The 13,576-nt window shown below is 60.3% G+C and carries 9 protein-coding genes and 1 pseudogene; 7 read left to right on the top strand and 3 right to left on the bottom strand.

What is annotated here, in order from left to right; translation table 11 throughout:
• Window position 1: 1 nt before the first annotated feature.
• Window positions 2-1,321, bottom strand: a complete 1,320-nt coding sequence (locus MOM01_RS20940) for a DNA cytosine methyltransferase (RefSeq protein ID WP_241387369.1) — start codon at window positions 1,319-1,321, stop codon at window positions 2-4.
• A gap of 972 nt (window positions 1,322-2,293) precedes the next feature.
• Between MOM01_RS20940 and MOM01_RS20935 the strand changes: the two genes are divergently transcribed.
• The 3 genes from MOM01_RS20935 to MOM01_RS20925 all read left to right on the top strand — a co-directional run bounded on the left by MOM01_RS20935 (window position 2,294) and on the right by MOM01_RS20925 (window position 6,373).
• Window positions 2,294-3,709: a ParB/RepB/Spo0J family partition protein gene (locus MOM01_RS20935; RefSeq protein ID WP_241387368.1), complete on the top strand. Its 1,416-nt coding sequence runs from the start codon at window positions 2,294-2,296 to the stop codon at window positions 3,707-3,709.
• A gap of 122 nt (window positions 3,710-3,831) precedes the next feature.
• Window positions 3,832-5,523, top strand: coding sequence for a DEAD/DEAH box helicase (locus MOM01_RS20930; protein WP_241387367.1), 1,692 nt, complete (start codon window positions 3,832-3,834; stop codon window positions 5,521-5,523).
• Window positions 5,507-6,373, top strand: a complete 867-nt coding sequence (locus tag MOM01_RS20925; protein ID WP_241387366.1) for a protein NO VEIN domain-containing protein — start codon at window positions 5,507-5,509, stop codon at window positions 6,371-6,373. The genes MOM01_RS20930 and MOM01_RS20925 overlap by 17 nt, the downstream gene beginning before the upstream one ends.
• A gap of 140 nt (window positions 6,374-6,513) precedes the next feature.
• On the opposite strand, the gene MOM01_RS20920 is transcribed toward MOM01_RS20925, so the two are convergent.
• The gene (locus MOM01_RS20920; RefSeq protein WP_241387365.1) at window positions 6,514-8,313 is read right to left on the bottom strand and encodes an AAA domain-containing protein; all 1,800 of its coding nucleotides are present in this window, start codon (window positions 8,311-8,313) and stop codon (window positions 6,514-6,516) included.
• A 574-nt stretch (window positions 8,314-8,887) separates the two neighbouring features.
• Here MOM01_RS20920 and MOM01_RS20915 point away from each other — a divergent pair.
• From MOM01_RS20915 to MOM01_RS20900, 4 genes and pseudogenes are all read left to right on the top strand, one after another.
• Complete coding sequence (locus MOM01_RS20915; RefSeq protein WP_241387364.1) at window positions 8,888-9,466, top strand: TerD family protein; 579 nt, start codon at window positions 8,888-8,890, stop codon at window positions 9,464-9,466.
• An 87-nt stretch (window positions 9,467-9,553) separates the two neighbouring features.
• Complete coding sequence (locus MOM01_RS20910; RefSeq protein ID WP_241387363.1) at window positions 9,554-10,684, top strand: DUF475 domain-containing protein; 1,131 nt, start codon at window positions 9,554-9,556, stop codon at window positions 10,682-10,684.
• Window positions 10,644-11,237, top strand: a pseudogene (locus tag MOM01_RS20905) (TerD family protein); the annotation flags it as partial. The gene MOM01_RS20910 and the pseudogene MOM01_RS20905, both read left to right, overlap by 41 nt.
• A 123-nt stretch (window positions 11,238-11,360) precedes the next feature.
• Window positions 11,361-11,996 carry a TerD family protein gene (locus tag MOM01_RS20900; protein ID WP_241387407.1) on the top strand — a complete coding sequence of 212 codons (636 nt, stop codon included), beginning with the start codon at window positions 11,361-11,363 and terminating at the stop codon, window positions 11,994-11,996.
• A gap of 73 nt (window positions 11,997-12,069) precedes the next feature.
• Here the strand turns inward: MOM01_RS20900 and MOM01_RS20895 are convergent, their stop codons facing one another.
• On the bottom strand, window positions 12,070-13,542 hold the full coding sequence (locus MOM01_RS20895; RefSeq protein ID WP_241387362.1) for a hypothetical protein: 1,473 nt from the start codon (window positions 13,540-13,542) through the stop codon (window positions 12,070-12,072).
• Window positions 13,543-13,576: the final 34 nt, after the last annotated feature.

The following is a 13,576-nucleotide window of genomic DNA, read 5'->3' as shown; positions in this document are numbered from 1 at the left end:
CTTAACTGATCTTGGAGCGATTCAGGGCGAAAAGCTCGTGTCGCACGTGCGATTCTTGGCCGACGAATCCGAGAAATTCACCTAATCTGAATGCAAGCGTACCGCTCGATCGTTCAGTCGTTGCGATCTCGAAGTCCCTCGATAGATTCGCGATTCGGCGTTCCACTTCCGGAGCGGCAATAAAAATTTCATTCTTCGACAGCCGCGCGCAAATCTGATCGACGGTCAACGGCTGCACACAACTGCGCAAAAGCGTATAGATCGGATCGTGGACAACATCTACGTCTTCGATCAGTTTGCGACGTGCTCCAGTCTTGAGAAGGGCGTCCCTTATCGATACACCGAGCGCTTTGGCCACCGGCGGAGGAAAGGCATTCCCGATTTGACGATAGACCGAAGTCTTCTTACCCAGAAATTCCCACCCAGTGAACTCTCCGTACCATCCCTGGATTCGGGCTACCATTTCATTCGTCAGTTTCGGGCCCGGCTTCCCTTCCGGAACCACCCATCCCTTGCTGGGCGCCGCGTCAGCCACACCCATTGCATCTACGCCCAGTTCCGCCCAGGCGCGCTTCGCGCGAGTCGGCCCGAGATCTGCACCACCGTGTTTCTTCGACCCACCTACGATCGTCGGAGCAATCGTGTTGGCCTTACGTACCCATGCGTCTACGTAATGATCATCCCAACCGTTCGCTCCCATGAGGTCGCGCAGCACCTCGCCGACCGTGGGCGCAGATCCTTTGATTGGCTCCGGCCAGGAAAAATACTCTGCGTACTCCGGCTGAAGAGCTATCAGCACGAATCGCGGTCGAAGTTGCGCTACGCCGAAATCGGACGCGTGCAGCAACCTCCATTCACCGATATAGCCATACTCCCGCAGCTGATCGAGAACGTGTTGTCTATAGGCCGAAAACCGGTTTCCACTCAACCCACGAACATTCTCGAGCAAGAGGGCCTTGGGTTTCATCCGTCCGCACATCTCGACGGCCCATGCAAAAAGGTCGCGCTCGTCGTTCGCACCAAGCTGCTTTCCCGCAATGCTGAAGGGCGGACAAGGCACTCCCCCTGCGAATAGATCGATCCCGACGTGCTCCGCCGGATTGAGCACGGACGAGTCTGCCGCGTCACCGACCTTCACGATTTCCTTGGGATCGGAAACAAAGTTCCCCAGGTTATGAGTGAGAGTAGCTGCAGCATGAGGGTCCAGTTCAACAGCCAGACGATGTGAGAACCCTGCCCGTTCCAGACCGAGTGATTGCCCACCGGCGCCAGCGCAGATCTCGATGACCTCGAGCTCTCCGTCCCGAACCGACCCCGACATGCATACTCCTTCCAGGTGCTGGATACGGGACGAGCCGCCACCCCAGCAGCAACAATTCGACGCTGCCACCGCCTCTCCAGCTACCGGAACGGAACCAGGGGGGCCGCCCGGCCCAACTCGCTAGCGGCGAGTCTAGATGGCACCTAGGACATGGATCCCTGGTGCACGCTCAAACCGGCCGATTCTCATCTGGTACCACTACCGAATGCACTTCCGCGCGCGCATCAGCCGGGAGCCTTCGGTATGCGGTCCACGCTCGCTCCAAGGGAGTTTGGCCTCGCCGCCCACGCGCCACCCAACGCCTGAAACGTGCCTGGTCAACGGGGTCCAAATCGCGATACTCCACGATCACTTCATCGACGCTCGAGACTTCCCCGCTTCGGCCCGACGCACAACGGTTGCAGACCGTGACAAGCATCTCTTCGCTCTCCCCCGAGAGGGTCAGGGTCGATCTCTTCGTCACTGACAACACTGCTACCTGCCCCGGAGCATCTACAAATCCCTCACCGCCGGCGATTCCGCACGTTGTGCATTGGAATCCGTCTCGTTCCAAGGTGGAGTGCCGATCCTTGGCGGGAATCGCCTTCTTTGCGGCAGCAGCGCGTGCGGCCTTATCCCACACGGGGACGCCAGCTGCGACGAAGCGCTGATCCTCGGCTGTCAGAGTGGCATCTTGGGTGTTGGTGAGGATCTTCCAGCCGAACGCGCGCAGGTCACGGATTCGACGATCGACTTGAGCTACCCCAGGAAAGGCCTTGCGGAGCTGGTCCTTGGTGAAAACGTTTCCTTCTCCAACCTCCTGTACCAGCCAAAGCGCGCCTAGCACCATCGTCCCGTGCTTACTTGCTGGATCATCCCACCTCGGAATCGCCATGCGACCCCCCTTCATTCCCATATGCCCTGCCGAGCTCGTCTGTAGAGCCTGCAATGATGTCTTCCCAAAGATAACTTCAGCGCTCTGGAAGGGTCCCAATGGCATCGAAGTTCGGCGTTCCACCGGAAGGCGACAAGATCCGCTCGCTTGTCACCGAGCGGCTCGCTGTCGCCAGACAGGAAGACGGAGCCAAAGTCACGGTTGACTGGCGTGGCCAGCAGAAGCACCTCAACGTGATAACCATGCCCGTCGGAATGCTCTACTTCAATCCTGACACTCACCGGATCCGGGCACAGAGAACACTTGATGCAGACCTCAACAGGATCCTTGACGAGAGCCCTTGGAGTGAGGACGCCCAGCACTACCTACACCGCCTCCTAAGCGCTAAGCCCGCCGATCCGACGCAGCTCGACCCCGACTTCATCACCCTTCGCGAGGAGCTCGATGAGTTCGGGCAGAAGGAACCTGGGATCATCACTCCCGACGGCATCCTTGTCGACGGAAACACCCGATGCGCAGCTCTTCGCGATCTCAGCGTGACGAATATCCGTGTGGCCGTCCTGCCGGAAGACACCTCGCGAGCCGACGTCAACGCCGTCGAACTAGCACTCCAGCTGCGCCGAGACAAGCGCCGCGACTACTCGTACATCAACCGGCTCATAGCCATCGAAGACCAACTCGCAGACGGTCATGCTCAGGATGACATCGCCAGAACATTCAATATCAAAGTCTCGACTCTGAAGAAGGATCGCTGGGTCTTTCAGCTCATCAACGACGCTATCGAGAGAAGCCGTTCGGAGGATGGTACGGCCGCCCTTCGTCTCATCGACTTCGAAGATCATCAGGAGAAGCTCCGAGAGCTTCAGCGCGACTACGAGAAACTGTCGAAGACCGATCCTGACGGAGCGGAGCGTCTGAAGGAATCCCGCCTGCAGATGGTGCTTCTCAACCTTCCGAAAACAACCTTGAGGTTGGCAGAGGCCGACTTCCACGAGCGCTATCTGGAAGGTCGCCTCAAAGGTGAGCTGGTGCCCGAGGTGGCAGAGCCGACTGCTGTAGTAATTCCGGGCCTGACCGGGGTTACCGTTGCAGATGCGGAGAGTGACGTCAAGAAGGTGCGCGCTCTCACCGACAAGCTCCTTCGTGCAAAGGCGATCCTCGAGTCATCCGGGCCGTCAACCACGGCATCTGAGGTGAAATCGGCCGCTAACCTGATCGAGAACGCCAAGGAAACATTCAGTACGGCCGCAAAGCTGGCGGGCCAGTCCGCTCAGCTTCAGAAGCGTCAGATCGCTGTGCCGGAGCGAATCTCTGACGCGACCGAGCACATCCAGCAATGCGTTCGCGAATTTGCAGACGCGAAATCGAAGAACGCTCTCGACGAAGATGCATTCGACGATGCCCTGCTCACGTTGCGCGACAGCCTTGCTCGTCTTGCCCTGCAGGCGGGCCGAACTTTCGAATCACCCGGAGACGGTGTGAATTGGCTCCTGACCTCCACGCAGACGCGATGACTTCGACTTCTATACACAGTCTCCAGCTCCTGTTCGGTGACACTGCAACTCAGGCACACCTGCGTGCCGGGGCAGGTTTCGAGCCGCACCTGCGGAAACTCTCGCTGAGGTTCAGCTCCGCAGTGCAGAAGACTCCGTCTTTACTGGAAGTAGAAATTGACGAGTTGCTGACGAATCTCGATGCACTTGCCGGCTGGCCCGAAGCCTCGAGCGTGCATTGGGATCCGCAACTTGCGAGCTTGGCCTCTGACTCGGTGGCTGATTCTCAAGCCGTCAAGGCTCGCCTTGACAGCGGGCTTCCGCCAGAACAGGTTGATCTGGACACCGCACTCGGAGGCGAATGGATCGCCAATCTCACCGAGTTCCAGCGACGCGATGTCCAGAAGCTGCTACTTCTTCGACACGGTGCAAACTTTTCAGTGCCGGGCGCCGGAAAGACCCGCGTCGGACTGGCCGTTTTTCAGGCCCTACGCAACACTAACGGGGTTGAGCGCCTGCTCATCGTCGGGCCGAAGTCCTGTTACGAGTCGTGGCAGCACGAGAATCGCGAATGCCTCGCTGCGCCCTTGAACATGAAGGTGTACTCACAGCGCATCGACCCTGCGGCCGATGCGTTGATTATCAACTATGAGCGGTTGGGGGCGGCTGTCAATGATCTCAGTAACTGGCTTACAGCGCGGCCCTCGATGATCATTCTCGATGAGGCGCACCGTATGAAGCTCGGAGCCGACGGTGTTTACGGCTCAGCCTGTCTCGCACTTGGCCCACGGGCGCGTCACCGGTTGATCCTGACCGGTACTCCGGCACCGAACGGCGCCAAAGACCTCGAGAATCTCTTCGGCTTCGTGTGGCCGGGTCATGGCCGCCGCAAAGTCACTCAGGCAGTAGCAGGGGGCGACCTGGCACAAGCAAGTCAAGCACTGCGACCGCTCTTCACCCGCACGACCAAGCATGAACTGGGCCTCCCCCCTGTTAACCTCGCTATCCGGCCGATTGCACTGACCGGACTGCACCGAGAAATCTATGACGCTCTCATCGGGCACTTCTCAGCGCGGGCGACGGGGTACGAATCCGACTTCGAAGCGCTCGGGCGGGTTCTCATCTACCTGATGATGGCAGCTACCACGCCAGCCCTCCTAGCTGTCGGAGCTTCGCCTCACGAGCCGGTGGAAGCCAGAGTGCCATCGCTTCAAGTTCCCACCGATGCACCATTGTTTCAGCTGATGCAAGATCTTCCAGCATACGAGATGTCCCCGAAGTACCAGGAAGTCCTGTCGATTGTCGCCCAGAACGCCGCCCTCGGGCGCAAGACGTTGGTATGGTCGACGTTCATCCGAAGCATCAACACACTCGAATATATGCTGTCCGCCTTTTCGCCGGCCGTCGTTCACGGGGGAACCAAGGACCGCGACGCCGAAATTGCACGCTTTCGACACGATCCCGAGTGCATGGTGCTTATCTCGAACCCCGCTACTCTGGGCGAGGGAATCAGCCTGCATCATCACTGCCATGACGCCGTGTACGTCGACCGTGATTTTGCGGCGGGGAGGTTCCTCCAGAGCCTCGACCGGATTCACCGGCTCGGACTCGCAGAAGGAACCGAAACCCGTATCACGGTTCTGTCGGCCGAAAAGACTATCGACGACGTCGTCGAGAAGCGTCTTGCAGACAAGCTCTTGTTCATGGGCAAAATTCTGGACGATCCGTCCGTGCAACAGCTTGCCGACCTCGAAGAGGAACCGGCAGTCGGTTCGGAGATGGACAGAAACGACCTGAAAGCACTGATCGGTCATCTGCATGGCGATTCCCCCTAGTCCGATCCTGCGGGCGGCACGGAGGTGGCTTGAGTACATTCCTGCGATCGGGGTTACTCGCAGCCGCCTCATGTTCGTTTCCCATTCCGATTTCAGCGACATAGCGCCAACGCAATACGACCAAGGTTATGAGTGGCTTCGCGAGGCCGGATTACTAGAAAAGGGAGATCCTACGAGTTCGGCCTCACATCGCCTATTCGATGCAGCGATCCTGAGTGGTCAACCATTTTGGCTGCGGGACGCGGACGATCTGATCGGAAATCCAGACGACCTTCCAGAGGACGCGATACAGGCGGCGAGAACGCTGAACATTGATGCAGAGGAGGCGTTCTCACGGATTTCCTCAATATGGAAGAAAGTGGATACGGAAGAGCGGGCACGCATCGGGGCAGCCGGGGAAGCGGCGCTGGTGGACCTACTGCTGAGCACAACCTCCGCACAAGTCGAGCATGTCGCTGCCTGGTCAGATGCCCACGGATATGACATCTCAGCGATAACGCCCGAGCTTGAACTTCACCTTGAGGTTAAGAGCACCACTCGGCGAGGTAAAACGAAGCACTACCTCTCACGGAATGAGTACGAAGTTATGCGGCGGGACCCGGCCTGGCGTCTTGTCTCCGTTCATCTTGATAAGGATTTGAACATCTCTCGTGTCGGTACAGTGAAAAACACTTTTTTCAAAGCAGCCGCTCCTCAGGATGCTAGTCCGTTCGCACGCTGGGATTCTGCCCATTTCGTAATTCCCGACAGCGAAATCGAGAACGGGATCGGGGAATTTTCAAATTGCGGTATCAGCGATGCCCCGGAACACCTGCGGCACATCCTGTTCGGCACAATCGCGCATGATTAGAAGTGCAATGGCGTACGACATAAAAACTGCCATGCTTCTGTCTCGGTCAGCATTTCACTAAATGAAACATTAAACTTGGCTAAGCACGCCCTTCATGTCCCTGTCGTTGCCAAGCGATGGAATCCTCAACGCAGTTGCCGCTAGCCTACTGCGTCGGCGAGGTTCCGGAATGCGGGTTCGAGACCTTCCACATCGATCAGCGCGCGCTGCAGATGGTCGCACTGCTCGCGGATCCGTTCGAGAACGTCGGGAGCAGCGCCCTCCAGCATCCGAAGCAGTCCCGAAGTGGGGACACCTCCCGAACCCGGACCGTTACGAACAGCTTCGCACCGTTCGTACAAGGCGAGCAGTGTCTGGAACTCTTCCGGAGAGAGTGGTGGAGTATCCGTCGTGAGGGAGCCACGCAGCCAGTCGTGGTTGGCGCTCTGCGCGGTGACCTTACGGACGATCTCCGCCGGCGTGCCCGCATACCCCGGCGCGACATCAGCGTGCGCGAGCGTCTCGGACGCACGAGCCTGACGGATGCGTTCCGTCAGCATCGCCCGACGACTCAGTGCCGTGTCGCGTCGTTGCGCCACCTCGTCGATACGCGCCGCTGTTCGGCGTGGATCGAACTGTGCCTTGCGGGTCGCGATCTCGCTGACGCTGCGGTTCAGTTCGGCCGACCCCCCGCGGCCGGCGTCCGTGACCGAAACACAGAGCTCCTGCAGTTCCGAAGGCAGCTTGTCGCGAAGGACCCTCAGTGCCTGGGCCTTCTCGCTGGTGACCAGGACGCGCTGACCACGTGCCAACAACGCCGAGACAAGGTTGGCGATCGTATGAGTCTTCCCTGTTCCGGGTGGGCCCTCGACGACGACACCGCTGTCGCCTGCGAGCCGATCGATGATGTCGCGTTGCTCCTGGTTGGCAGGAAGCGGAAACAGCGGATCGTCAGTAAGCAGTGAGGACGACGTACCGGCCCTGTCGAGCCACGCGACCCGATCGGCGGGTTCGATCGCCTCGACCAGCTGTGCCAGCCCGAGGGGAACCGCCGTTGCCTCGTCCGCCGCGGCTGCCGTCATGCGGTCGTAGTACTCGATCAGTGCATAGGCACCGCGCTTGCGCAGAACCAGCGAGGGCGACGGCGTGAGCAGACGATCGTGCGAGGCTGCTTCGTCGGGTCGGTCGACGACCTCGACGCGGGTAGTCAGGGCTCGGTCGGACCACTCTTTGAGGAAGATCCGTGCGGCAGGGTCCACAAGTGAGCTCACTCGCGCAGCCAGCGATTCGTGCAGGTTCCGAGTACCCGACGAATCGAAGACGTCGAGCCCGGTCAGCAACTGAGTGTCTTCGAGCGCCGGAGCGGATTCGGAATCGAGTCTCACGAGGAGGTCGCCAGAGGCCGAGTCGCGTTCCACCAGCGTCGACTGCGTGATGAGGTGCGTTCGCACCTGTTCGCCCGCTACATCCGCCGAGAGTTGGAGCAGCCCTGACGCGATCACGAGTTCCAGGGACTCCGGTTGCGCCTCGAGGTCGAGCATCGCGCGCTGGAGGAACGCGTAGAGGTGCCAGGCCGGTCGCCGCTCACGATCGACCTCTGCCCAGGCACGCCATTTCGTCAGCCATTCGTCGAACTCCCTAGTGTCGGGAGCACCGGAATCAAGCGTGGGTTCGGTTGTCGACTCCGCAATCGAACCGCGGATCCAGGGAGTGACTGCAGCCGGCACCCGGGGTGGGTCTTCCAAGTGCACGCGACGCGCCCGGAGCACGACGTCGCCGGCGGACGCATCGGTACTGAGAGCTACATCCAGATTGCCTTCGTCGAGAGCGATCACAGCGCGGTGCTTGTCGATGATTCGAACGGGGGCGCTTCGCGCCTTCACGAGCTCGGACAAGAATGCGAGCAAACGTTGAACACGATCCTTCAGCTCAGGATCGCTCTCCCTCGAATCCACAACCACCCCAATTGCGCGATGAAGTTACTCCGTACGAAAACGCACGGAACGCCGACGAACATAAACAATGGCTATGACACAGCGGTCCATGGACCCTTCCCCAAGCGCCGTCTCTGCCCCCCGCGTGCTCAAACTCCATCGCCGAGTACATCTGTATTCGGCACGGGGATTGTTACACCCGCCCAGCAACTCGGTCCGTACCCGTCCCAGTACTACTGGTAACAGAAACGATCCGCCGGAATCGGACCGATGGGCACTTTCGGACATTTAGTTGCACCTGCTATGTTGTCGCCCAACAGTCTGTCGGGGGCTGGAGTAGGTGACGCACAGCACCGTGCAGTTGTTTGCGTCGCGATCCCAGAAGTCGCACCCGCAGAAGGAGTTCAGCCACACAACGTGGACGAAAGTACCCTCACGACCCCAGATACAGCCCTGTCTGAGTGCTCGCACTATATCGAAAGAACTCCCCTCCGTTTCGTCGACTTCATCGGCCGCTCCATGACCGGCCGACACCTCTAGCGCGATCCGCGCCGAGGCACGGACCACTCCTACTTCCACGCAGAAACTCGAAAGGATCCATATGAGCGTCTCACTTGCCAAGGGCGGCAATGTCTCCCTCTCCAAGGCGACCGACAACCTTACGACCATCACGGTCGGTCTGGGATGGGACGAGCGCACCACCACCGGTGCGCCCTACGACCTCGATGCGTCGGCGCTGATCACCGGGCCCAGCTACAAAGTCCTTTCGGACAAGCACTTCGTCTTCTACGGCAATCTCTCCTCGCCGGACGGCCTGGTCGAGCACACTGGCGACAACCTGACCGGTGACGGAGACGGCGATGACGAGTCCATCCACGTCGATCTCGCAGCACTCCCGCCCACGGTGACGAACATCTTCTTCGCTGTCTCGATCTACGACGCGGACGTTCGCGGCCAGTCCTTCGGCCATGTTCGCAACGCCTACATCCGAATCATCGACCGTGTCACGGGCGTCGAGCTGGCTCGCTACGACCTGACGGAAGATGCCTCCACCGAGACCGCGATGATCTTCGGTGAGGTCTACCGCCACAACGCGGAGTGGAAGTTCCGCGCCGTCGGCCAGGGTTACGCATCCGGTCTTCGCGGGATCGCCCTCGACTACGGCGTCAACGTCGCCTGATTTCGTCAGTTCCGTCCGCGGGAACGGTCGGGAAGCTCGAAGGAAGAGCGTCCGACCCGTCCGCACCCATAGAGAAAGGCCACGTCCGTGGTTATGCGCATCTTCGGCGCATCTTTCGCCGTCACCGTTGTAGCCCTGGTCGTCGCTTTCCTCTACGGCGGTCCTCAAGCCCTGCTACTGGCCGCCATTCTCGGCGTACTCGAGGTCTCACTCTCCTTCGACAACGCGGTCATCAACGCAACGGTGCTGCGAAGAATGAGTGAGTTCTGGCAGAAGATCTTCCTCACCATCGGCATTCTCATTGCCGTCTTCGGCATGCGACTCGTGTTCCCGCTGCTCATCGTCTGGGTTGCCTCGGGACTCGGTCCCGTTGCAGCCCTGGACCTGGCGCTCAACCCGCCTGCCGACGGTGCGGCCTACTTCCCCGACGGTCGCGCAAGCTACGAAACGCTGATCACCGATGCTCACCCACAGATCGCGTCGTTCGGTGGCATGTTCCTGCTGATGCTGTTCCTGGGCTTCATCTTCGAGGAGAAGGACATCACCTGGTTGTCCTGGATCGAACGCCCACTGGAACGGATCGGCAAGCTCGACCAGCTCTCGGTGGTTGTGGCATCCGGGCTCCTCGTTCTCACCGCACTGCTGCTCGCCCCCGAAGGCAAGTCATCCACGGTGATGATCGCCGGCACGCTCGGCATGATCACCTATATTCTGGTCAACGGCCTCGGCGAACTGTTCAACGTCGACGAGGAGGGCGAGGAATCGTCCGGTGGTCCCAGTGACCTCGCGAAGGCAACCGGTAAGGCCGGCTTCTTCCTGTTCCTCTACCTCGAGGTGCTGGATGCGTCGTTCTCCTTCGACGGAGTGATCGGCGCGTTCGCTGTCACCTCCGACCCGATCATCATCGCTCTCGGCCTGGGCTTCATCGGCGCGATGTTCGTCCGCTCGATCACCGTCTACCTCGTCCGCAAGGGCACGCTCGCCGAGTATGTCTACCTCGAGCATGGAGCTCACTGGGCGATCGGTGCGCTGGCATTGATCCTGCTGTACTCGATCGGCCACCATGTCAGTGAGATCGTCACCGGCCTGACCGGCGTGTTCCTGATCCTCGCAGCCCTGGCGACCAGCATCATCCGGAACAAGAACAATCCCGACGACGAGGCGACCACGGACTCGGATGAAGATCCGCAGCCCGAGACGGTCACCGTCAACGCCTGATCAGTTCCATGTGTGGGCAGCCGGCTGGTCCGGCTGCCCACACGCATCTCCGCCGAAAGGAGTCGGCCGTAGGGCCGGACACGCCATGCCTTCACTTCCCCCCGGGGCGAATACGGTCATCCACGACGGCACCGCAATCCTGTCGGTGTCTGGCGCACGCCAGGGCACAGTCGATTTGATGGCCTTCCAATTGACGGAGAACCAGCGCGTACGAAACGACGACGACTTCATCTTCTTCAACCAACCGAAGTCTCCCGAAGGCGCGGTCCGGTTGATCGGCGCCGACCGGATTTCGTTGGACCTCTCGCTTATGCCCGCACACATCCACACCCTGTCGATCGCGGTGGCTCTGGACGAGAGCATGCATGGGACTTTGGCGGCCGTCCCCGATCTGGGCGTCACTCTCGAACAATCGACCGGCCTGGTTGTCCAGGCACCCGCAAACGGATTGAGTTCCGAACGGGCAGCGATTCTGATGGAGGTCTATCGCCGCAACGGGACGTGGAAGGTCCGCAATGTCTCGCAGGGGTGGAATACCGGTCTTTCGGCTCTTGCGACGAATTACGGTGTAGACGTCAGCCAGCCGGCACCCCCCGCGCCGACGCCCGCTCCTCCCCCAGCCCCGTCACCGGAGCCGACAACCGAGCGACGCGGAGTCCCGCCGTCCCAGCCACGCGTGCCGACACCGGCAGCGCCGCCGGTCACTCTCTCCAAGATCACGCTAGACAAGAACACTCCCTCGGTGAGCCTCGTGAAAGCCGGTGAGGAGCAAGGCCTCATGCGGGTGAACCTGAACTGGACCACGAGAGGTTCAGGTAAGGGATTCTTCGGTCGCCTTGCCGGCAGCAATGGCATCGACCTCGATCTCGGTTGCCTGTACGAAATGGCGGACGGAAGCAAGGGCGTCATCCAGGCCCTCGGTGGAGCATTCGGATCGCGATACAGCTACCCGTTCATCGAACTCGACGGTGACGACCGAACCGGATCCATCGCCGGTGGCGAGAACCTGTACATCGACCTGTCGAACCCGGGCGCCTTCAAACGAATCCTCATTTTCGCGTACATATATGAAGGCGTGCCGAACTGGGCGGCCGCGGACGGAGTGGTCACGCTCTACCGAACCTCCGGATCGGATATCGAAGTCCGTCTCGACTCCGGCGACAACCGTGCGCCCATGTGCGCGATCGCATTGCTGGAAAGCAAGAACGGCGAGATCAGTGTCAAACGCGAAGTCCGCTACATCAAGGGTGATCAGTCACATCTCGACAAGGCGTACAAGTGGAGGATGCGCTGGACACCCGGTAGCAAGTAGCAGGCCTCAAGAGGAGACTCCCGCAGACCCATCCGGCCCCGCTGTTGCCGAACTCTCTCGGTTACGGCGGGACTCACCGTGGTGTCCAGAGGAACCGAATGATGTCCAGGGCCGCAGACCTACGCACCGGATCCCGACCGACCTCTCGATCCGCCACGTTCAGCGCGTCCGTCAGCGCACCCGACAAGCCATCCGCCGAGAGCATCATCGATCCGAGATCGGGGACTTGGAGAGACGCGTCGCCTACCACCTCGGGAAGCTGTGGGGGCGTCACCTGGCGTAGCAGGTCGTCGACCCACTCGACATCGCGCTCGGGTTCGAGCATTTGACTCAGAGGCTCGATATCGATCCCTGTTACAACTCGACTGACATCCTGCAGCGCAGGCACATTCACGAATTTGATCCGGGGCGGCGTGAATACGTGCACAACGTCACTGAGCATTTCTGTCACACCATTCGAATTCGATGCGACGAGCCTGAACTGTCCCGAATTCTGAAGAGTCACCTGGAGCGAATCAGGGGCGCTGACTTCCAGATCGTGAACGGTGCCCCACGGCGTATGCAGCACCAGTGCTTCCTGTCCCTGGACCTGCCATCGAACGGTGACCGACTGGCCTGCGAGTCCGTGGGCGGGTTCCACACGCACGCCGGCGATCTTCGGAAACTCGATGAGCGCGGTGTACCGAGCGTAGAAGTACCGGTACCACTCTTCGGCCGAAGGTCGTCGGTTCCGGTCGCTGCCCAGAGCCGCCGCGAACATCTGCACGCCCGTGGAGTCGATCTTGTCCTGAACCGCAGACAACTTCGGATCGATACGCATCGATGCACCGAGCACGTTGTACAACAACACGGCAAGCTTGAAACGATCCGTCTCGACGTCCTGCTTGCGCGCTGCGTTCGCTCCCCTGGCCTCCGGCGGACGCATCCCAGGGGAGGTGGCCTGTGCCAGCGACGGAGATTTCGACTCCACCCGGACGGGATCCGTGTCGATCAGCATGACGGGGTTGTCACGCGAGTCGCTGTACAACACGTTCGTCAGGCTGAGGTCACCGTAGACCATCCCGTTCCGATGCAGGTGGTGGAAGACGCGGGAGAGCCAAGCGCAGTAGCGCAGCCGGGTCTTGATATCCTCTGCCTCGACGACGAGGGAGGCTCCGGACTTCCTGGCATGTACAGGGTTTGCCAACCAGTCGATGCTTCGCATGACCGACGTCGTTCGTTCGACCTGTGCGATCGAGGCTTCCATGAAGTCCTGCGGAACGATGCGCATCAGAAAGCCGACGACGTCACGACCATTCGTCACGACCTCGCGTGGCCACGTCGTGAACCGGTCGAGGACCTCGCGATCCTCCTGAGACATCGCAGCTCTGTGTGCGATGAGCACGCGCAGGTTCTGGATCTCAGCGTTTCCCGGGGACTTGAACTCCTTGAACGCGCATGTCTTTTCCGAGAAGAGGGAATTCGGAGTGTCTACCTCGTAGACCGTGCCGAATCCACCCGAACCGAGTTCCTGGTGAACCGTCAGACTTGCTCTGTCGATCGGCACGACACACCCCTCCTCCGGATCCTCCTACCGTCTG

Origin of the sequence: Rhodococcus sp. CH91, from assembly GCF_022554085.1 — a bacterium.
Classification (GTDB): domain Bacteria; phylum Actinomycetota; class Actinomycetes; order Mycobacteriales; family Mycobacteriaceae; genus Rhodococcus.
This window is presented reverse-complemented; position numbering and strand designations above follow the sequence as displayed.

Coding starts and splice junctions, on each gene's coding strand:
- MOM01_RS20940 (WP_241387369.1), bottom strand. CDS start 1,321: ATGTCGGGGTCGGTTCGGGACGGAGAGCTCGAGGTCATCGAGATCTGC.
- MOM01_RS20935 (WP_241387368.1), top strand. CDS start 2,294: ATGGCATCGAAGTTCGGCGTTCCACCGGAAGGCGACAAGATCCGCTCG.
- MOM01_RS20925 (WP_241387366.1), top strand. CDS start 5,507: ATGGCGATTCCCCCTAGTCCGATCCTGCGGGCGGCACGGAGGTGGCTT.
- MOM01_RS20915 (WP_241387364.1), top strand. CDS start 8,888: ATGAGCGTCTCACTTGCCAAGGGCGGCAATGTCTCCCTCTCCAAGGCG.